Raw genomic sequence first — 18039 nt, 5'->3', positions numbered from 1 at the left:
TGCCATTACACTGCTTTTGCAAGATGGATGGTGAAGCGGGTGCCGCGATGGTCGCTCGAAACCTCGATGCGTCCGCCATAATCGGCGACGATATCCTTCGAGATGACGAGGCCAAGGCCGAGGCCTTTTTCCTTTGAGGTGTTGAACGGCGTGAACAGCGATCTAAGGATTGCGGGCGGAATGCCCGGTCCGTTGTCGAACACGCCGACCGTCACACCGTCCGCCGTCTCGTCGACCGAAACCCGCACATGAGCGTCGTCACGGCCTTCCAACGCTTCGAGCGCGTTCTGGAAGAGGTTGATCAGCACCTGTTCGAGCCGGACACGGTTGCCCATGACCTTGAGGGAAGGCGGCGGCAGGTCGATGGCCAGTGCGTCGAGCCGGCCGGCAAAGCGGCTTCTCAACAGCACCACGGCGCCTTCGATGACGCCGCGCAATTCGACAGGCTCGGCGGCGGTGCGACCCTTGCGGGCAAAGGCCTTCAATTCTTCGGTAATGGTGCCGATGCGTTCGGTAAGTGCTGCGATGGCGCCGAGATTTTCCTCGACCGGCGAAGTCTGCTTGCGGTCGAGGAAGACGCGGGCGTTGTCGGCATAGGCGCGTATAGTGGCGACCGGCTGGTTGATCTCGTGGGCGACGCCGGCGGCGACCTGGCCGAGGATGGCGAGGCGGTTGGCCTGGACCAGATCCTGCTGCACGACCTGCAGCTTGGCTTCCGTGCTGCGATGGCCTGATATCTCGGCCTGCAGCCGATCGCGGGCGCGGCTCAGATCCTCGGTCCGTTCGATCACGCGACGTTCGAGCTCGGTGCGCGCCGCCTGTTCGGCGGCGATCCGCATTTGCCCCGACTGCCGCCGCCACAACAGATACGCAGCAAGGCCGAGCAACGGGACAATGACGCCGAGTGCAAGGAGCCGCATTTCACGGACCGCGGCGGCGATCGGCGCTTCGGCCGGGACGAGATAGTCGAGCCGCCAGGGAGTCGAAGGGACCGGCGTAGAAAGCCTGAGATATTCCGCGTCGTTGCCGCCGGGCGTCACCGCATTGATGATCGACACGTCCGGGCTGAGCGCCTGCGGGCGCGTGATCGGCAATGGCATCAGCGGTGCGTCGCCGAACTGCTGGCTGTTCTGAATGGCGGCAAGGTCAGGCCCGGCAAGCGGCCCGGTCGTCATGAAGCGCCAGGACGGCACGCTGGTGATCAGGACGACGCCATTCTCGTCGCTGACATAGGCCGGGCGGTTCGCCTCGTGCCAGTCGGCCTCGAGCTGGTCGAACTCCGCCTTGACGACAACGACGCCGAGCGGTGCGGCATCATCGCCGACGCGGCGCGAGATGTAGAGACCGGGGCGTTTGCTGACATTGCCGAGCGCGAAATATTCGGCAGTTCCGGCCCGCATCGCGCCGGAGAAATAATCGCGAAATCGGTAGTCGTTGCCGACGAAGCTGATCGGCTCGCGCCAGTTGCTGGAGGCGATCGCCAGCCCGTCGGTGCCGATGACATAGAGCACCGAAGCCTTGGTGCCGGAGACCAGCCCTTCAAGCTTGCGGTTCAGCACATCGACCGCAGCAGCACTTTTCTGTGCCAGCGCGTCGCGCACCTGCTGGTCCTCCGACAAAAGCAGGGGCAGGGCGCGCGGGCTCTCCAGCACGGCGCGCAGCAGCGCGACCTTCAGATTGGCGTCGGTGCGGCCTTGCGCCGCCAGTGCCCCAACCTCCGTGGTGCGGCCATAAAGGCCTGCGCCGTAAAGTGCGGCCGTGGCGATCGCAAGGGCGATGGCCGCAAACAGCAGCCAGGCACGGCGCGCTCGCCTGCCGAGTTGCTCGGGCGTCGACGGTTGGCGCGTTGAAAACGGGGCAGCGGCGGGGCGTTGCAGCATCAGCCATTTGTGCATGTTTTCGCACAAAGCACAATTCGGCTATGCGAATATCCGCACTTTCTTTGCGCGAAACGAAACCTCGATTTCGAGAATATTCAATAAAATCATAGGGAAATTCTCTTCCACGCAGTCTGGCACGGCAGTTGCAAACACGAATTCAGCGGTCGCGAGGCTGCTGGGGGTCAATGCAATTGCTCCGGGAGGTCGAGCTTTCGATCGGAGCACAATGGAGGACGTCATGCAGACAGTATTCGCTGCCGCCGAGCCGCGCGGCAAACTTCCCTTCTACCGGCATCTCTATGTGCAGGTGCTGGCGGCGATCGCCGCCGGTGTGCTTCTCGGCCACTTCTATCCCGAAACCGGTGAGGCGATGAAGCCGTTCGGCGACGCCTTCATCAAGCTGGTGAAGATGGTGATCGCGCCGGTGATCTTCCTGACGGTGGCGACCGGGATCGCCGGCGTTGCCGACCTGCAGAAGATCGGCCGCGTCGCCGGCAAGGCGATGATCTATTTCCTGGTGTTCTCGACGCTGGCGCTTGTCGTCGGTCTCGTCGTGTCGAACGTCGTCCAGCCGGGTGCCGGCATGCATATCGATCCGGCCACGCTCGACGCCACCAAGGTGGCGACCTATGCCGAAAAGGCGCACGACACCAGCATTGTCGGCTTCCTGATGAATGTCATCCCCGACACGATCACCGGCGCCTTCGCGAAGGGCGACATCCTGCAGGTGCTGTTCTTCTCGGTGCTGTTCGGTGTCGCTTTGGCCATGGTCGGCGACCGCGGCCGTCCGGTCGTCGATTTCCTGCAGGCACTGACCACGCCGATCTTCCGCCTCGTCGCCATCCTGATGAAGGCCGCGCCGATCGGCGCCTTCGGCGCCATGGCCTTCACCATTGGCAAATACGGCATCGGCTCGATCGCCAACCTCGCGATGCTGATCGGCACATTCTATCTGACCGCGCTGCTGTTCGTGCTGGTGGTGCTTGGCGCCGTTGCCCGCTACAACGGCTTCTCGATCCTGGCGCTGATCCGCTACATCAAGGAAGAGCTGCTGCTGGTGCTCGGCACCTCGTCCTCGGAAGCGGCACTGCCGGGCCTGATGTCCAAGATGGAGCGCGCCGGCTGCAACCGCTCGGTGGTCGGGTTGGTCATCCCGACCGGCTATTCCTTCAACCTCGATGGCACCAACATCTACATGACGCTGGCCGCTTTGTTCATAGCGCAGGCGACCGACACGCCGCTCACCTTCGGCGACCAGATCCTGCTGCTCGCCGTTGCCATGCTGAGCTCCAAGGGTGCCGCCGGCATCACCGGCGCCGGCTTCATCACGCTCGCCGCGACGCTCTCGGTCGTACCCACGGTGCCGGTCGCCGGCATGGCTCTGATCCTCGGCGTCGACCGCTTCATGTCGGAATGCCGGGCGCTGACCAACTTCGTCGGCAATGCGGTGGCGACCGTGGTCGTGGCGCGCTGGGAAGGGGAACTCGACCAGACCAAGTTTGCCGCAGCAATGGCCGGCGACTTGCCGGAGGAAGCTGACCTGTCGCTGCCAGGGCTGCAGGCCGCCTGATTGTTCAGGCTGCATGGTCATAGTCCGAAGCCGGCTGCCGCCGGCTTCGGACTAGCCGCGGCCAATCTCCAACATCTGCGATTATCCACGGGCCACGCCGCTGCGCGCTGCCTCGGATGTAACAGGCTTGTGAGTCTTGTTGTTGGCGCGGGGCTTGCTCCAGCCTTATTTGAAGGCCAGTATCCGCCATGCCTTCAAGGCACCCGTCCACTTCGATCCCGACCTGATCGCGACCGAAGTTGAGACATTTCCGTCGGGCTCGGTTGCGAGCGGCCGAAACCGTCGGAGCTTGTGCTGCCGCCGACCACAACCTTGACCAAGGCGGCAGCCCTCGAAAGCATGGCGGCCTCGCTACGAAGTCGCAAGAGACGTGACCCGTCTCCTGACGGAAGGCGCATGCTTTCCTCTCAGGAACTCGTCGCGCGTGAAGAGGGGGCGGCCCGTGAGCGGGCTTTTGCCGAAACCAAAGCAAGATGCGAGGTCAAACGCGATGCAGTCTGAACCGAGGATTCCGGTATCAATCATCATCCCGAACTACAATTACGCGCGTTTCCTCAAACGCAGCATTGATAGCGCGCTGGAGCAGGACTACGCGGATGTCGAAGTCATCGTCGTCGACGATGCATCGCAGGACAATTCCGCGACAATCATAGAATCCTATCGCGACGAGATCGTCGCATGCCCGCGAGTGCAAAATGGCGGGCATGCCGCCGCGTTCAACACCGGCTTTGCGGCAAGCTCGGGCAAGATCGTCCTGTTCCTCGACGCCGACGACTACCTCTATCCGACCGCTGTTTCCACGATCGTCGACACCTGGGATGCGGCAACGGCCCAGGTGCAGTCCAGGCTGCATATCGTCGACGAGCGGCAACGCATCAAGGACGTCTTTCCGCCGCCCGAACTGCCGTTCGACAGCGGCGACGTCATGCCGAAACTTCTGCACAAGGGCCGCTACCAGACAACCGTAACCAGCGGGCTGGCCTTTGACCGCACAACCCTGGAATCGATCATGCCGATTCCAGAGCCGGAGTTCCGCCAGGGCGCCGACGGCTATCTTGCAACGCTGGCGCCTATGTACGGGCACGTCCAGTCCATTGAGGAATGCGTCGGCGCCTACCGGATCCATGGCGCCAACCATTCGGTCTTCGGTGAAAAGCTCGCCGAGCGGGCGCGCTGGAGGGTAACCCACGATTTCCGCCGCATGCAGGCGCTGTCGGACCAAGCCTCCGGGATCGGCTTAACAATCGTGCCGTCGGAGGCGGTCCGCCACGATCCGGTCCATCTGGAAGAGCGGCTGGCGTCGCTGTGCGCAGACAGACGCCGGCATCCCGTGGTCAATGATTTCCGGCTGGCGCTCGGGGCGGCGGGCGCCGTCGCCAGCCTCGAAATGACCGCGTCCCTGCGGCGCCGGGCCGTCCTTGCCGCCTGGTTCCTGTCAGTCGGGGTGTTGCCACGGAAAATGGCGACGGCGGTGCTGTCGTGGAAGCTCGACGCATCGTCTAGACCGGCATTCCTTAGCCGTCTGTCCAAGACAATCCGCCACGCGATGGGATAGAGTGACGCGTTGACATGGCTCCGCTAGGTATTCGGTCCGGTCCGTGACGAATGCTCGATGGCTAGGGCGAGCAGGCCCGGCCGCTCACTCGACCAGAACATGCGCCTCCCGCGCGGCGCCGACAAAGGCTTCCCTTGCGGCCTCGGTTGTAACATCGCCGCTCATGGCCCGGCGGCATGCGCGCAGTGCGGCGCCATGTTGCAGGCTGCCAGCGTCGCGCCACTGGCCTGTTAGCAATTCGACAGCCTGTTGTGCGTTGGAAATATGTCGGATCGTTCCCGTGATGCCGACCGAAACAGTAACCGGCTTGGAAAACCATCCTTGATCCATGGTGGAACCTTTGGTGAGTTGAACGCACCGAAACGCATGCCGTGGTACAAGGTTTCATTTGCGGCTGTCATCATGGCGTGAAAGCGGCGTTCCGCCGCCGGAAGGTCGGCGGGCGTCCCGTTCCAATCGGAGTCCCAACGAGCCACTCACCACCATAGCAACGAACGCATGCCGACCCCGGGTAGGGCAGCACGCGTCTGCCTGCCCTAATGCGCCCCGCGCAGCCTGACCACAACACTGCGCGCCGCCAGCACCAGCACCGTGATGATGATCAGGATCACCGAAAGGGCGGCGATCGCCGGGTCGATGTTGTCGCGCAGGCCCATCCACATCAGCCTGGGCAGCGTGATGGCGTTGACCGAGGTGATGAACAGGGTGACGCCGATCTCTTCCCAGGACAGCACGAAGGACAGAAGGGCCGCGGTGACGATGCCGAATTTGATGTTGGGCATGATGATGCGGGTGGCGCGCTCCCACACGGTGGCGCCGAGGCCGCGCGCGGCAAGATCGATGCGCCGGTCGAGCTGGCTGAGCGAGACCAGGATCAGCACCGTGGCGAAGGGCACCGTCATCACCGCATGCGCCATGGCGACACCGAGCCAGGTGTCATAGCCGAACAACGAGCTGACGCCGGAGATCGAGGTCAGCAGGAAGTAGAGCGTGATCGCCGAGACCACAGGCGGCACCACCATCGGCAGCAGCACGAACCCGACGAGTGCAGCGGTAAAGCGCGGCTGGAACATCCACACACCGAGGCTGAAGCACAGCGCCAGCACGGTGGAAAAGGCGCTGCTGACGACGCCGATCCTGATCGAGAGCAGGATCGAGTTGATCCAGCGCGGATCCTCGATCAGCGCCCGGTAATGGCGCAGCGACAATTCGCCTGACGGCATTGCAAGCATGCGGGTCGGCGTCAGCGACACCGGGATGACCGCAAGCAGCGGCAACAGCAGAAATAGCGCAACCAGGGCGGCGAGGACCAGCGAGACGGGGCCGGGGCGGTAGGTCGGCATCAGATCAGCTGCTTCGGTCTGACATAGCGGAACACCAGCGCCATCAGCGCGCCGACGAACAGCACCAGTACGACGCTGATCGCCGCCCCTAGGCCCCAGTCCGGGCTCTGGAAGATGCGGAGATAGATCAGCTCGGCGACCATCACGCTGCGGCCGCCGCCGAGGATCGCCGGCGTCACGAAGAAGCCCAGCGAAAACACGAAGACGATTAGCGCCGAGCCGATGATGCCGGAGCGGGTCATGGGCACGAACACCGACCAGAAGGTGCGCATACGGCTGGAGCCGAGCCCGCGCGCCGCCAGCAGGACGCGGTCGTCAAGGCTGCGCATCGACGACGCCAGTGGAAACACGGCGAAGGGGATAAGGAAATGCGTCATGCCGACGATGACGCCGAATTCGTTGCGTACCAGCGTCAGAGGTTCTGAGATGAAGCCGATCGCCTGCAGCCAGGTATTGAACAGGCCGCGATTGGAAAGCAGCGCCACCCAGCCGAAGGCGCGCGTCAGCACCGAGATCCAGAACGGCACCAGGATGCAGAATTCGGCGATTACGCGCTGCGCCGGCGTGCCGCGCACCCAGACCACGGTGATGGCATAGGCAGCGGCAACCGAAACAATCGTGACGATCGCGGCGATGCGCAGCGTGCGGACAAACACCGACTGAACCAGCGGGTCGCTAAGCAGCGTGCCATACTGCCCGAGCCCCGGCTCTGGCAGCGTGAAGCTCCAATTGACGACGCCGAAAAATGGCCAGGCATAGGCGGCGCCAAGGAACAGGAGCAGCGGCGCCATCAACAGCGCCGCGCCCATCCGGTCGGAGAGATATGCTTTCATCTCGGCCCCGGTTATCCCGGTCCTATCAGGCGGAGATGATCTTCGTGTATTCGTCGAGTGCGGCCCCGTAGTTCTTGGCGTACCACTCCATGTCGAGCGCGATCTGCTTCTTCATGTTTTCGGGGTCGACCGGGTTGATGCGCTTCTTGTCGGCGGGGATCAGCGCGTCGGCGGCCGGATTGGCCGGACCCTGGCCGAGCTTGTCGAACATGATCAATTGCTTCTCCGGGTCCTGGGCGCTGGCGATGAACTTCATCGCCGCGTCCTTGCCGCCGGGATTGCCCTTGAGCACGGCGAGCGCGCCGGGCGAGATCAGGCCCTGGTCCCAGATGAACTTGATCTTGCCGCCGGAATCCTGCTCGATCAGAGAGGCGCGGGTCGACCAGACGATCGCCATCGAAGCCTCGCCGTCGAGCAGCACGCTCTGGCTTTCGGCGCCGCCGCCCCAATAGGCAACGACGTTTTCCTTGAAGGCGGCGATCTTGTCATGCGCGCGCTTGAGGTCGAGCGGATAGAGCGAGGCCGGCGCGATGCCGTCGGCGAGCAGTGCCGCTTCCCAGCTCGACACGCCCCATTTGTAGAGCGAGCGCTTGCCGGGGAATTTCGTCACGTCGAAGAAGTCGGCCATGCCGGTCGGCGCCTGGCTGCCGAATTTCTCGGAATCATAGGCGATGACGTAGGAGAAGAAATAGGTCGAGGCGGCGTGCTCCCAGCCGAAGCCCTCGCGCATCTTCTTCTTGTCGACGATCGAATAGTCGATCGGCTCGAGCATGCCTTGGGCGCCGAGGGTGATGGCCGAGAACGGGTCGACGTCGACCAGGTCCCAGGTCGGGGCGCCGCTCTTGAACTGCGCCGCGATCGCGCCTTCTGTCGGGCCGGAGCCATCCATCTTGACGGTGATGCCGGTCTCCTTGGTGAAGGCCTGGCCATAGGCCGCATCATAGGCGGTGATGGCGTCGCCGCCCCAATTGACCAGCACCAGTTCCTTGGCTTGCGCGAACGCGCCGGTCGAGCGCAGCAGGATCGGCGTGCCGGCCAGCACGAGTGCGGCCAGCTGCGTGAACTGCCGGCGCGAAATCTCACCGCGCGCCGCCCTGGCGGACAGCGTCTCGATAGAGTGTTTCTTGGTTTCGCTCATCTTTGAATTGTTTGTCATGTCAGTTCCCCTTTTTTGTCGTTGATACTTCCCGAAAGTCAGCTTGGCGAATTCAGCTTCGCCACGCCAATCGTCATTGTCCTCCGTCCGGAAGGAGGAAACCTTTTTCCGCCGGCCATGTCAGCCACACGGAATTGCCCTTGCTGAGTGCCGACGCTGCGACCTCGTTCGGCACCGAGACCGTCACCTTGGCGCCCTGGCGCGTCGTGAGATCGAGCCGCGTCGCGGCACCGAGATAGGTCGAAGCGACCGCAGTCGCGGCGATGCCGTTCTCGCCGGCGGCCGCTTCGGGCGCGATCGACATGTATTCGGGCCGGATCGCCAGGATGGCGTTGCTGCCGACGGCGCTTGCATTGCCGCGCAGCGTGATGGTGCGATCTTCGCATAGGCCGGTGGCGCCGTTGTCGGCGTTGCGCACGCCCTTCAGCGGCAGCATGTTGATCTCGCCGAGGAACTCGGCGACGAAACGGCTGGCCGGCCGGTCGTAAACCTCGTCAGGCGCGCCAACCTGCAGCAATTTGCCGTGGTTGAAGATGGCAACGCGCGACGATAGCGCCAGCGCCTCGCTCTGGTCATGGGTGACGAAGACGAAGGTGGTGCCGGTCTCCTGGTGCAGCCGCTTCATCTCGGCCTGCATCTGGCCGCGCAAGCCCTTGTCGAGCGCCGAGAACGGTTCGTCGAGGAGGAGCACGCCCGGCTCGAACACCAGCGCGCGTGCCAGCGCCACGCGCTGCTGCTGGCCGCCGGAAAGCTGCGACGGCAGTTTCTTCTCGTGGCCCTTCAGCCCGACGCGCTCGATCATCTCGCCGACACGTCGTTTGATCTCTGCCGACGATTTCTTGCGCACCTTGAGCGGGAAGGCGATGTTGCCCTCGACCGACATATGCGGGAACAGCGCGTAACCCTGGAAAACCATGCCGGCCGCACGCTGTTCGGCCGGCCGCTGGGTGATGTCGACGCCGTCGCTGTAAAGGCGACCGTCGGTCGGCTGCACGAAACCGGCAAGGATCATCAGGAAGGTGGTCTTGCCCGAACCGGAAGGCCCGAGGAGGGTCAGGAACTCACCGCGGCCGATATCGAGCGTCAGATCGTCCAGTGCACGGAACGAGCCGAAGCTCTTGCCGATCCCGATTGCCTTGATCTCTGCGGCCCGGCCGGGTTGCTGCATCCTGCCTTTGTCCTCAATGCTGATTGAAATCGTAGGCAGGGCGGCGGCTCACCGCAACCGAATAGTTTTCGCCTGACCGGCAAATTTGATTCATCTATGGTGAGGTGTAGCGCCAAATCTCTCCCCTCGAGGGGGAGATGTCGCCGAAGGCGACAGAGGGGGTCGCTGCGCGTGAGCGCCAACTTCCTCTTTCTTTGAAAGCCAGACCGGGCCGAGCCCAGCCGAAGCGACCCCTCTGGCCGCTCCGCGGCCATCTCCCACTCGAGGGGCCCTCGAGGGGGAGATTAACGCTGGTTCTCCGACAGCTTCGACCGCAACCATCCACTGAATACATCCAGCACCGGGTGGCTCGCCTTGGCATGCTCTGAGACGAAGAAGTACGACCGCGGCGAACTGATCGCGATGTCGAAGGGGCGCACCAGTCGGCCTTCGCTCAGCGCCCGGCGGCTGGTCAACTCGTCGCCCATGGCGATGCCCTGGCCGGCGATCGCCGCCGAAAAGACCAGGTTCATGTCGGAAAAGAAGATGCCGCCCTCGATGTCCGGATTTTCGACCTTCGATAGCGCCAGCCACCGCGCCCAGTCCTCGGTGTCGCCGAGATGCAGCAGATTGGCGCGCAGCACGTCGGCCGGCTTGGAAAAGCCGCCGACTTTGTTGAGCAGCGTCGGGCTGCACAGCGGCGTAAACGAGATTTCGCACAATAGCTCGACCGCGCGGTTCGGCCAGTTGCCGACGCCGAAGGCGATGAAGGCGTCGGCTTCGGCATTGCTGACGTCGTCCAGCCGCCGCGGCGTCAGGATGCGCAGCGCGACATCGGGGTACATCTGCCGGAATTCGCCAATGTGAGTGCACAGGAACAGCGAGGCGAAACCCGGCGTGCAGCTGACGCTGAACGAGCCGCCGACGCCGGTGCCGGCGTGGCGAGTCACTGCGTCGCCCAGCACAGTCAGCGCCTTGCGCACGTCGCTGGCATAGCGCTGGCCGCGCGGAGTGAGCGCCACGCCCTTGCCGATGCGCTCGAGCAGATCGAAGCCGAGATCGCGTTCGAGCAGGCGAAGCTGATGGCTGACGGCGCTGCGGGTCAGATGCAGTTCGTCAGCAGCGCGCCAGACGCTGCCGTGACGGGCAAAACTGTCGAGGGCGCGCAGCGCCTGCGTCGATGGAATTCTCAAGAGGTGAACCGAATTTGCATGAGCCGGGAAAACATATCACTTTTTGGCGACGCGCTTCACTGCTTTCTTCTCGTCCATGGAGGAACCGGTGACGAACTCGGCCCAAGCGACCGCGCTTGCCTGTCTGGATAACATCCAGCCGTCGCTGTCGGCGTGGACGCGGACGATCTTCGATTTCGGCGAGACCGCCTGGCGCGAATACCAGTCGGCCGCCTGGTATGTGGAACGTCTGAAGCACGAAGGCTTTTCTGTGGAGGAAGGCTCTGGCGGCATGCCCACCGCCTTCTGCGCCCATTGGACCAACGGCGCCGGGCCGACCATCGGCATGTATGCCGAGTATGACGCCGTACCCGGCAATTGCCAGGATGCGGCGACAGTGAGGCGTCCGCGCCCGGGCCTCGGCGAACAGGCCGGCGGCCACACCGATCCGCATTCCGGCCTCGGTATTGCCAGCCTTGGCGGGCTTTTGGCGACCAAAGCGGCGATGCAGCGGCACGGCATACCGGGCACGCTGCGCTTCACCGGCGAGCCGGCGGAGAAGGTGCGGGGATCGAAGCCGATCCATGCGGCAAAGGGCTATTATGACGGGCTTGCCGGCATGATCTCCTTTCATCCCTTCTACATGCTGCCGCTCTGCAACACGGCGCGCTGGGACACGCATTGCGGTGCCGCCTACGCGATGATCTACCGCTTTGTGTGCGACGAACCCGAAAATTGGATTCGCGCAAGCGATGGTGCACCGATTCCGCAGGCGCATTCGGCGGTCAGGGCGCCGGGTGCCAACGACGCGCTCATGATGATGTACATGGCGTCCAAGGCGCTACGCGATTCCATGCTGCCGCATCAGGGCGGCTGGTCGATCAGCGAGGCGATCCTGACGGCGGGGCAGGCGACCGCCGACAATCTGCCGGCCGGGCTGGCCGAGATCCAGTACATGATCCGCGTGCCGACGCTTGCGATGGCCGAGCAGGTGACCGCCGTGCTCGACCGCAATGCGGAAGCCGCCGCGAAAATGAGCGGCTGCCGCCATGAGCGGCACTGGGTGTCGAAGTCGCGTCCGGGGCTGGCCAATCACGCCATGGCTGATATCGCCTATGAGGCGCTGTCGACGGTCGGGCCACCGCGCTGGGACGAGGCGGCCAAGGCGATCGCCCGCGAAATCCAGGTCAATGCCGGCGGCGCGACGACCGACGAGCCGTTCATAGCCGAGATGGAGCACCTGATTGCGCCGCAGGATGCGGAGGCGATCCTGCGCCGCGACTTGCCGCCGTCGCAGCTCAATTCGACCTCGGATGATTACACCGACATGTCATGGCACGCGCCGACGGCGCGGTTCTATGTCGCCCGTCCGGCGCTGCGTTCGCGGAACGGCCACGCCTATCCGTCCTGGGTGATGAACGCGCTGGGCGGTATTTCCGCCACGATCGATCCGATGGTCACCTGCGCGTCGAAGACGATTGCGCTGGCAGCACTTCGCCTGCTGGAAGACAAGTCCGCCCGCGATGCGGCGATGGACGAATTCGTCGCCCGCACCGGTGGCGGCATTGGCGGCAGCAATTGGCTGGCGCCACTTTGCGACTACGACCCGCCGATCCATTTCCGCTGGCCGGAATATGTCACCACCCCGCGCGGACGGGACTGGTGGATACCAAGCAACCCGCAAGCCGCGTGATCACCCAAGCGAGGAGAACTCCATGACCGTTCATGACCGCATCGTAGCAGAACCGTTTTCGTTGCAACGCCGCAATCCGGCCGGCGGCACCAAGCCGCTTACTACTTGGGGCTTCGCCAACGAGACCGATGTCTTGACCGACGTCCTGCTCGGCTCGCCCAATTTCCTGCGCCACCTCTCGACCAGCTCGCTGTCGCGCAAACATCTGCGCGAGGCGCCGTGCAACGTCCAGATCGCGCAGGCGCAGCACAAGGATCTGGTCGCCGCCTATGAGCATTTCGGCGTCAACATCCACTGGCACGAGCCGACGCCGGAACTGCCGATGCAGGTGTATTCGCGCGATTCAAGCGTCATGACACCGTACGGCGTCATCATCACCGCGATGGCCAATTGGTGGCGGCGCGGCGAGAACTATGCGGCGATCCGCACCTATGAGAAGCTCGGCATCCCGATCTACGACATGGTCACCGCGGGCACTTTCGAGGGCGGCGACTTCAACGTCATCGAGGACGGCGTGGTGCTGATCGGCTGCGGTGGCGCCCGCACGCAGGAGGAGGGCGCGCGCCAGGTCCAGGCCTGGTTCGACAAGGAGGGTTGGGAAACCCGCATCGCCTTCATCGACGAATATTATGTCCATATCGACCTAATGGTGGTGCCGATCGCCGAGAAGCTGACCGCCGTCTGCCTCGCCTGCACGGAGCCGGGCATCGTCGATTGGCTGAAGGGCAAGGGCCACGAGATCATCGACGTGCCGTTCCAGGACACGATGGCACTCGGCTGCAACTTCATGTCGCTGGGCAAGGACAGGGTGATCGCGCCGACGTCCAGCCAAACGCTAATCTGCCAGCTCAAGGCGCGCGGCTTCGAAGTGGCGGCCGTCGACATGAGCGAGATCTCGAAGACCGGCGGCGGCATCCACTGCATGGCGCAGGCGCTGAAGCGCGAGCCGGCCTGAGGGGCCGGCCTGAGGGGCCGGCCTTTAGCCCGGCCACTTCCGCGGAAGCGCCATCGTCAGCGACGTCGATCCCGCCTGGCTCGCGGCACGCGTCTACAGCACGATGAGCGTTCCCTTGCGCAGACGCCTGGCGCAACGATAGGCGAGGTCGGCGGCGACCATGTCTTCCATCGCAATGCCCATCGCCTTGTAGGTGGTGATCTGTTGATCCGAAACGCGACCCGGCGCGCGGTCGAGCAGCATGGCGCCAAGCTCGGTGCCGAAATCCGGGTCGAAGCCGGCAAGCTCGCAAGAACCGACTGGGGTCGGTTTGAATGCATCCTTGGTTTCGACAAAAAGACTGGATTTGCCGATGAGCTCGATCGGCATTTCACCGCCGGGCGGCGCCACCCCGACCGACGAGACATGCGTGCCCGGTTGGACCCAGCCTGCGTCGATCACCGGCTGGTAGGAGTGGGTCGCCAGGCACACCACGTCGGAACTGCGCACTGCCGCCTCGAGGTCGGCAACCGCCACCACCGACGGATGCAGCCGGGCAAGCGCTGCCGCATCGTCGAAGCTCTTCGATGTAACGCGGATTTCGGCAAAGTCGCGTACCAGCGGCAACAGATGCAGGTGCTGGTTGGCCTGGACGCCGGCGCCGACCACGGTCGCTATCCTGGCGTCCCGGCGCGCAAGCGCGCGCACCGACAGCATGGCGGAGCCGGAGGTTCGCACCGCGGTTATGAAGGTGCCGTCCATGATGCAGACCGGCAGGCCGGACAGCGGATCGAACAGGCTGATGGTGGCAAGGTGGCTGGGCAGGCCGATTGCCAGGTTGCCTTCGAAGACATTGACGATCTTGACGGTCAGGTTCATGCCCTCCATCCAGGCCGGCATGGCGAGGCTGTAGCCGGCCCCGGGGATGTCGAGCTGTGGTCGGGGTGGATTGACGACCTTGCCTTGTGACAGCGCCTTGAAGCCGTCTTCCAGAACATCGAGAAGCTGGCTGAGGTCGATGCACGCCATCACGTCGGCTTCGCTCAGCACCAGGATCTCGGTCGCTCCCTTGCTGATTTCCGCCGCACTCCTGCCGGCTGGGCTGAACGCTTCCTTGGTCATCCTGCACTCCTGTATTCGTTGAAAATCGGCTCACCACATTTGCTCTAAGTGGGGTGAGGGAAGCGCAGGCTATTGCGAGGTTTTATGTGATGAAATACGTTGATTTTGGCATCTCTGCGTGAAATCAGCACAAAAACCTCTGAGATAGCGTGGATTGTGAAATGGAAAATCTCGACCAGATAGACCGCAGCCTGCTCCGGCTGCTGCAGGAGGACGGGCGCCGGACGACGCTTGATCTGGCCGGGCGTGTCGGGCTGTCCCCGACCGGAACCAGCCAGCGGGTGAAGCGCCTGTTCCGCGACGGGTTCATCACCGCGGTCAGGGCCGTGCTCGATCCGCGCAAGGTCGGCCGGGGAACGCTGGTGTTCATCGAGGTCCGGCTTGACCACACGGCGCCGCATGTCTTCGACCGCTTCGCCGAAGCCGTGGCGAAAGCTCCGGAGGTTCTGGAGTGCCATATGGTGGTTGGCGGTTTCGATTATCTGGTCAAGGCGCGGATCGCCGAGATGGCGGTGTTCCAGGATTTCCTGCAGCGGGTCATCCTGCCACTGCCCGGCGTGCGCGAAACGCACACTTTCGCCTCCATAGCCGATGTCAAGCCGAACGCCCTGTTGCCGGTGTGATCGAGTGGAGGAGGCTGTTCAGGGCGACCTGCATCGCATCCGGTGCAGAGACGCAGGAGACCGGCTCTAGCTTTGCGCAGTCAGCAGGTTTGCGTCGCGCGCCAGCCGCCACTCACCATCAGCCTCCTTGCGTAGGAGCGTCAGCGTGTATCCCGATTGACGCACCGGCTTCCCGTTTGGCGGCGTCGCGGTCATATCGATACGGCCGCGTATGAAGGCCCAGTCGCCGAGAAGCTGTAGTTCAACGATCTCGTTCGTGCCATCGACATGAACGCCGGTCATCTCCTGCGCGGCCACCGCGAAGATCTCCTTGTCGAAGGGTTCCCGGCCGGGAACCATGAAGATCGCGTCGTCCGTCATCAGGCTGAGGACGGTCGCGGTGTCTCCACGCTTGCTCGCATCCATCCACGTCTCGACCAGCTTTCGGATTGCTCTTTCGTCGTCCGTCATCCGTTATCTCCCTGGCTTCTCGCCGTCATCGATACCGCACGGCGCTCCTCCCTCGCCGCAACATAGGGCTTAGATCGCTCCCGTCATCGATTGCGGTGTTTTATCGACGTCGCGCTGCCTGTGGCGTGAAACGGCCGGTCCGCGGCTCTATGCTTACCGCCAACCGCCCGAGGCGGTGATGCGCTCGCCGGTCAGCCAGGACGCGTCGTCGGAGGCTAGGAACACCGCGATGCGGGCGATGTCGTCGGGCTGGCCGAAGCGCCCGAGCGGGGTCATGGCGACGATCTGGCTTTCGAATTCGCTGCCGGCGATGCCGATGCGTTTCAGACCCTCAGTGTCGACGCCGCCTGGGGCAATGGCGTTGACGCGGATGTTGCGGGCGCCCAGTTCTCTCGACATGGAGAGCGTGATCGAATCCACCGCGCCCTTGGTGGCGGCGTAGACCAGCGAGTTCGGCTGCGGGTTGAGGCTGGCGACCGAGCTGATGTTGATGACGCTGCCGCCTCTGGTACCGAAATGGTTCACCGCTTCCCGGATGGTTAGGATGGTGCCCAGTACATTGGTGTCGAACTCACGGTGAAATTCGGCCTCGGTCACCGCTTCCAGCGGCTCGAACGCGAAGACGCCGGCATTGTTGACCAGGATGTCCACCGCGCCGAACGACGATTTGGCCGCCTCGAACAGGCGGCGCACGTCGGCCGCTTGCGACACATCACCGTGGACGGCAACGGCTCGGCCGCCTGCATCCTTGATCGCGGTAACGACGCGGTCCGCACCTTCCCGCGACGAAGCATAGTTGACGACCACGGCGGCACCGGCCGCCGCAAGACCCTTGGCGATGCCGGCGCCGATACCCTTGGAGGCGCCGGTGACGATGGCGACCTTGCCGTTCAGCTTGCTCATCAAAATCTCCTTTGTCGATGATGAGCGGTATTTAATCGTGATCGGATAGCGTATTAGGATCATCTCGATCGGTTCTTTCGTGCCTGGAATTCTTGAATGACCACAATCCTCGAAAAGACCGCCGGTCTCGTCGCCTTCGTGCGCACGGTCGATGCGGGCTCGTTCCATGCCGCCAGCCGGCTGGTCGGCTCCAGCCCGTCGGCGGTGTCGAAGAGCGTGGCGCGGCTCGAGCGCCGGCTGGGCGTCAGGCTGATCCAGCGCTCGACGCGCCGGCTGGGCCTGACCAGCGAAGGCCTCGCCTATTACGAGCGGATCGCGCCTTTGCTCAGAGCGCTCGATGATGCCGAGGACATCGTCCAGATGGCCGATACAGCGCGCGGCCTGCTGCGCGTCACGGCATCCGTGGAACTCGGGCGCGGCCTGATCGCCGCATGGGCGCAAGCGTTCCTGGCTCAGCACAGCGAGGTGAAACTGGAACTCAACGTTACCGACCGCCACGCCGACCTGATCCGCGAAGGCTATGACGTCGCGGTGCGCATGGGGACGCTGTCGGACACCGAGCTCATGGCGCGCAAGATCGCCAATCTGCCGATCGTGCTGGTGGCCTCGCCGGCCTATGTCAAACGGCGTGGCCGGCCAGCCTCGATCGAGGCGTTGCAGAGCCACGACTTCATCCGCTATCAGATGGCCGGCCGGCCCTATCCGGTCACCTTGGCCGACGGCACGGTAGTCGTGCCGAACGGGCGGCTCGATACCGATGATGGCGGCGCCATCCGGCAAGCGGCGCTTGCCGGAGCCGGCATCGCGCATCTGATGCAGTTTGCCGTGCAGGACGATCTCGACGCCGGCCGCCTGGTCCGCATCTTGCCCGAGGTGGCGATGCCGACCATGCCGGTGCACATCGTCCATGCGTATGGGCGACAGCTACCGGTCCGCGCCCGGCTGTTCGTCGATTTCCTGGCGGGCCGGATGGCGGTGCTGACGCGATAGGGCGGGCAGGATGGCGCACGCAGTCGATCCGACGCCGTCGCAAGCAAGATCTTGCCCTCGTCACCCGGTCATCAGAACGTAATCTTCACCGAGGCGGTACTGCGGTTGGCTGGCCCGTGAAAGACGGCCTCTATGTTGTTGCCGTCGGGATCGAGCAGGAAGGCGGCATAGTAGCCGGGATGGTAGTGCTGCCGCTCGCCCGGTGCGCCATTGTCCGTGCCGCCGGCCTCGAGGCCGGCCTTGTAGAAGGCGTCGACCATCGCGCGGTCCTTTGCTTGGAAGGCAAGGTGGTGGCGCCCCGTCAGTTTTCCCTGGGCCGCCCGGCTGTCGGCGCTCGAAACGAACAGTTCGTCTGCCCAGAAATAATCCTCGGCGCTGCCGCCGATCGGAACATTGAGCACCTTGAAAACCGACTCGTAGAAGCGGCGGCTGGCCTTGAGATCCCTGACCACCAACTGGACGTGGTCGATGAGACGGCCGCGATGAAGTTCCATGCCTGTTAGCTCCTGATCGCCAGGTTGGAAATCTAGCTCAGGATGGCGCACGGTCAACGTAATGGAGCAATCGAGTGGCGCGATTTCCGACTGGATAAAAAATGCAACCGGATTGTAGGATTCGAAATGTCGCCATCGTCCTTCGGACGCAAGCGGCGCTGCGAAGCACGAAAG

At 63.9% G+C, this 18039-nt stretch carries 17 protein-coding genes; 6 read left to right on the top strand and 11 right to left on the bottom strand.

Features of this window, described 5'->3' with window-relative positions:
• Positions 1-5: 5 nt before the first annotated feature.
• A complete protein-coding gene (locus tag ACWTU7_RS24325; protein WP_455840564.1) occupies positions 6-1880 on the bottom strand; it encodes a sensor histidine kinase in 1875 nt (624 codons plus the stop codon).
• A gap of 238 nt (positions 1881-2118) precedes the next feature.
• Between ACWTU7_RS24325 and ACWTU7_RS24320 the strand changes: the two genes are divergently transcribed.
• Positions 2119-3450, top strand: coding sequence for a dicarboxylate/amino acid:cation symporter (locus tag ACWTU7_RS24320; protein ID WP_029350644.1), 1332 nt, complete (start codon positions 2119-2121; stop codon positions 3448-3450).
• 490 nt (positions 3451-3940) lie between these two features.
• The gene (locus tag ACWTU7_RS24315) at positions 3941-5005 is read left to right on the top strand and encodes a glycosyltransferase family 2 protein (protein WP_455840565.1); all 1065 of its coding nucleotides are present in this window, start codon (positions 3941-3943) and stop codon (positions 5003-5005) included.
• 84 nt (positions 5006-5089) lie between these two features.
• Here ACWTU7_RS24315 and ACWTU7_RS24310 read toward each other — a convergent pair whose 3' ends face one another.
• From ACWTU7_RS24310 to ACWTU7_RS24285, 6 genes are all read right to left on the bottom strand, one after another.
• Positions 5090-5335 (bottom strand): DUF982 domain-containing protein, encoded by a 246-nt coding sequence (locus ACWTU7_RS24310; RefSeq protein ID WP_455840566.1) that lies wholly within the window; start codon positions 5333-5335, stop codon positions 5090-5092.
• A gap of 206 nt (positions 5336-5541) precedes the next feature.
• Positions 5542-6348 (bottom strand): ABC transporter permease, encoded by an 807-nt coding sequence (locus ACWTU7_RS24305; protein ID WP_455840567.1) that lies wholly within the window; start codon positions 6346-6348, stop codon positions 5542-5544.
• Complete coding sequence (locus tag ACWTU7_RS24300; RefSeq protein WP_065006677.1) at positions 6348-7181, bottom strand: ABC transporter permease; 834 nt, start codon at positions 7179-7181, stop codon at positions 6348-6350. The genes ACWTU7_RS24305 and ACWTU7_RS24300 overlap by 1 nt, the downstream gene beginning before the upstream one ends.
• 25 nt (positions 7182-7206) lie before the next feature.
• Positions 7207-8319 carry an ABC transporter substrate-binding protein gene (locus ACWTU7_RS24295; protein ID WP_455840640.1) on the bottom strand — a complete coding sequence of 371 codons (1113 nt, stop codon included), beginning with the start codon at positions 8317-8319 and terminating at the stop codon, positions 7207-7209.
• A gap of 91 nt (positions 8320-8410) precedes the next feature.
• Positions 8411-9505 (bottom strand): ABC transporter ATP-binding protein, encoded by a 1095-nt coding sequence (locus ACWTU7_RS24290; RefSeq protein ID WP_455840568.1) that lies wholly within the window; start codon positions 9503-9505, stop codon positions 8411-8413.
• 284 nt (positions 9506-9789) lie between these two features.
• Positions 9790-10677: a LysR substrate-binding domain-containing protein gene (locus tag ACWTU7_RS24285; RefSeq protein WP_029350660.1), complete on the bottom strand. Its 888-nt coding sequence runs from the start codon at positions 10675-10677 to the stop codon at positions 9790-9792.
• 76 nt (positions 10678-10753) lie between these two features.
• Between ACWTU7_RS24285 and ACWTU7_RS24280 the strand changes: the two genes are divergently transcribed.
• Positions 10754-12349, top strand: coding sequence for an amidohydrolase (locus tag ACWTU7_RS24280; protein WP_455840641.1), 1596 nt, complete (start codon positions 10754-10756; stop codon positions 12347-12349).
• Between the two features lie 22 nt (positions 12350-12371).
• Positions 12372-13304, top strand: a complete 933-nt coding sequence (locus tag ACWTU7_RS24275) for a dimethylarginine dimethylaminohydrolase family protein (protein WP_455840569.1) — start codon at positions 12372-12374, stop codon at positions 13302-13304.
• Positions 13305-13397: 93 nt separating this feature from the next.
• On the opposite strand, the gene ACWTU7_RS24270 is transcribed toward ACWTU7_RS24275, so the two are convergent.
• On the bottom strand, positions 13398-14405 hold the full coding sequence (locus ACWTU7_RS24270) for an ornithine cyclodeaminase family protein (protein ID WP_455840570.1): 1008 nt from the start codon (positions 14403-14405) through the stop codon (positions 13398-13400).
• A gap of 161 nt (positions 14406-14566) precedes the next feature.
• On the opposite strand from ACWTU7_RS24270, the gene ACWTU7_RS24265 reads away from it, so the two are divergent.
• Complete coding sequence (locus tag ACWTU7_RS24265; RefSeq protein WP_455840571.1) at positions 14567-15028, top strand: Lrp/AsnC family transcriptional regulator; 462 nt, start codon at positions 14567-14569, stop codon at positions 15026-15028.
• Positions 15029-15094: 66 nt separating this feature from the next.
• On the opposite strand, the gene ACWTU7_RS24260 is transcribed toward ACWTU7_RS24265, so the two are convergent.
• On the bottom strand, positions 15095-15478 hold the full coding sequence (locus tag ACWTU7_RS24260; protein ID WP_455840572.1) for a YybH family protein: 384 nt from the start codon (positions 15476-15478) through the stop codon (positions 15095-15097).
• A 153-nt stretch (positions 15479-15631) separates the two neighbouring features.
• Positions 15632-16381, bottom strand: coding sequence for an SDR family NAD(P)-dependent oxidoreductase (locus ACWTU7_RS24255; protein WP_455840573.1), 750 nt, complete (start codon positions 16379-16381; stop codon positions 15632-15634).
• A 96-nt stretch (positions 16382-16477) separates the two neighbouring features.
• Between ACWTU7_RS24255 and ACWTU7_RS24250 the strand changes: the two genes are divergently transcribed.
• A complete protein-coding gene (locus ACWTU7_RS24250; RefSeq protein ID WP_455840574.1) occupies positions 16478-17371 on the top strand; it encodes a LysR family transcriptional regulator in 894 nt (297 codons plus the stop codon).
• Positions 17372-17442: 71 nt separating this feature from the next.
• Here ACWTU7_RS24250 and ACWTU7_RS24245 read toward each other — a convergent pair whose 3' ends face one another.
• Positions 17443-17865, bottom strand: a complete 423-nt coding sequence (locus tag ACWTU7_RS24245; RefSeq protein WP_455840575.1) for a VOC family protein — start codon at positions 17863-17865, stop codon at positions 17443-17445.
• Positions 17866-18039: the final 174 nt, after the last annotated feature.

Source organism: Mesorhizobium sp. BHscii (genome assembly GCF_053848065.1).
Note: the sequence above shows the minus strand (reverse complement) of the source record. Positions and strands in the feature narration are given on the sequence as shown.

Coding starts and splice junctions, on each gene's coding strand:
- ACWTU7_RS24325 (WP_455840564.1), bottom strand. CDS start 1,880: ATGCTGCAACGCCCCGCCGCTGCCCCGTTTTCAACGCGCCAACCGTCG.
- ACWTU7_RS24320 (WP_029350644.1), top strand. CDS start 2,119: ATGCAGACAGTATTCGCTGCCGCCGAGCCGCGCGGCAAACTTCCCTTC.
- ACWTU7_RS24315 (WP_455840565.1), top strand. CDS start 3,941: ATGCAGTCTGAACCGAGGATTCCGGTATCAATCATCATCCCGAACTAC.
- ACWTU7_RS24310 (WP_455840566.1), bottom strand. CDS start 5,335: ATGGATCAAGGATGGTTTTCCAAGCCGGTTACTGTTTCGGTCGGCATC.
- ACWTU7_RS24305 (WP_455840567.1), bottom strand. CDS start 6,348: ATGCCGACCTACCGCCCCGGCCCCGTCTCGCTGGTCCTCGCCGCCCTG.
- ACWTU7_RS24300 (WP_065006677.1), bottom strand. CDS start 7,181: ATGAAAGCATATCTCTCCGACCGGATGGGCGCGGCGCTGTTGATGGCG.
- ACWTU7_RS24295 (WP_455840640.1), bottom strand. CDS start 8,319: ATGAGCGAAACCAAGAAACACTCTATCGAGACGCTGTCCGCCAGGGCG.
- ACWTU7_RS24290 (WP_455840568.1), bottom strand. CDS start 9,505: ATGCAGCAACCCGGCCGGGCCGCAGAGATCAAGGCAATCGGGATCGGC.
- ACWTU7_RS24280 (WP_455840641.1), top strand. CDS start 10,754: ATGGAGGAACCGGTGACGAACTCGGCCCAAGCGACCGCGCTTGCCTGT.
- ACWTU7_RS24275 (WP_455840569.1), top strand. CDS start 12,372: ATGACCGTTCATGACCGCATCGTAGCAGAACCGTTTTCGTTGCAACGC.
- ACWTU7_RS24270 (WP_455840570.1), bottom strand. CDS start 14,405: ATGACCAAGGAAGCGTTCAGCCCAGCCGGCAGGAGTGCGGCGGAAATC.
- ACWTU7_RS24265 (WP_455840571.1), top strand. CDS start 14,567: ATGGAAAATCTCGACCAGATAGACCGCAGCCTGCTCCGGCTGCTGCAG.
- ACWTU7_RS24260 (WP_455840572.1), bottom strand. CDS start 15,478: ATGACGGACGACGAAAGAGCAATCCGAAAGCTGGTCGAGACGTGGATG.
- ACWTU7_RS24255 (WP_455840573.1), bottom strand. CDS start 16,381: ATGAGCAAGCTGAACGGCAAGGTCGCCATCGTCACCGGCGCCTCCAAG.
- ACWTU7_RS24250 (WP_455840574.1), top strand. CDS start 16,478: ATGACCACAATCCTCGAAAAGACCGCCGGTCTCGTCGCCTTCGTGCGC.
- ACWTU7_RS24245 (WP_455840575.1), bottom strand. CDS start 17,865: ATGGAACTTCATCGCGGCCGTCTCATCGACCACGTCCAGTTGGTGGTC.